A 1032-nucleotide genomic window follows, 5' to 3' on the forward strand; every position below is an offset into this window, starting at 1 on the left:
ACCCGTCCCCATCAGGCCTGCCCCCACCACTACAACACGCTGCTCTTGGCTGATCATGCGCGATCTCCTATCAGGCGACGACCTTGGGGCCGACGACGTTGCTGATCGTGCCGATGCCTTCAACACTGGCCTCGACCACATCACCTGGGTTCAGGAAACGTCCGGTTCCTTGTCCAACGCCAGCCGGCGAGCCGGTAAACATCACGTCGCCACCGACAAAGCTCGAACGAGCCTGGACGAATGCCACTAGCTGGGCTACGTCCCAGGTCATCTCTGCGGTGTTTCCGTCCTGCCGGGTTTCGCCATTGACCTTTAGAGTGAGGCGTAGCTTCGGACTACCGGCCGGGAACTCATCGCGAGTAACAATCCAGGGGCCAAGGCCGGTGCTACGATCCTGGCTCTTGGCAGCGAATAGATCCATGCCGATCCCCGCCGGACCGCTACGCTGCAAGTCACGGGCGCTTACGTCGTTGCCGACGGTGTAACCCAGCACGCTGGCGAGCGGATCCGCCCCATCTTCGGGTGTAGAGCCAATTACGACCACGAGTTCAACTTCATGGTCGAGTTCATTGGTCAACGGTGGATAGCGGATCGGGTCGTGGGCGCCGATCAGGGCACCATAGGCCTTCAGGAAGGCAATTGGCTGAGGCGGAGCCTTGAGGCCAAAGTCATCGGCCAAATGTTTGGCGTAATTGGCCCCAGCCACCACCACCCGATTGATTGGCTCGATCGGAGGGAGTAGGCGCACTGTGTCCAACGGCCGGGTTTCGCCGGCCAATGGAAGAGCAGCTCGGCCCGCCTCGACCTGACCGGCAGAGATAGCCCGGGTCAGGGCTGGACCCCAGTCGGCGAAGGCGCCGGCAATGGGCTGAAAGCTACGGGTACCCGTATCGATCAGCGCCCAAAAGGGGGCGCCCCCGTCTGTGCAGCGAGCGATCTTCATGCCGCCACCGTGGCCGGTTTGTTGACCTTGACGAGCTTGCTCGGATCCAGGTGCAGCAGCTCAACTGCGTTCTTCCAGCGAATCTTCTG

1 protein-coding gene is annotated in these 1032 nt (G+C 61.7%); it reads right to left on the reverse strand.

The features are described from left to right. Positions 1-70 precede the first annotated feature (70 nt). Positions 71-943, reverse strand: coding sequence for a fumarylacetoacetate hydrolase family protein (locus B4920_RS25760; RefSeq protein WP_079437590.1), 873 nt, complete (start codon positions 941-943; stop codon positions 71-73). Positions 944-1032 lie beyond the last annotated feature (89 nt).

The organism is Zoogloea sp. LCSB751 (assembly GCF_002028455.1).
Classification (GTDB): Bacteria; Pseudomonadota; Gammaproteobacteria; order Burkholderiales; family Rhodocyclaceae; genus Zoogloea.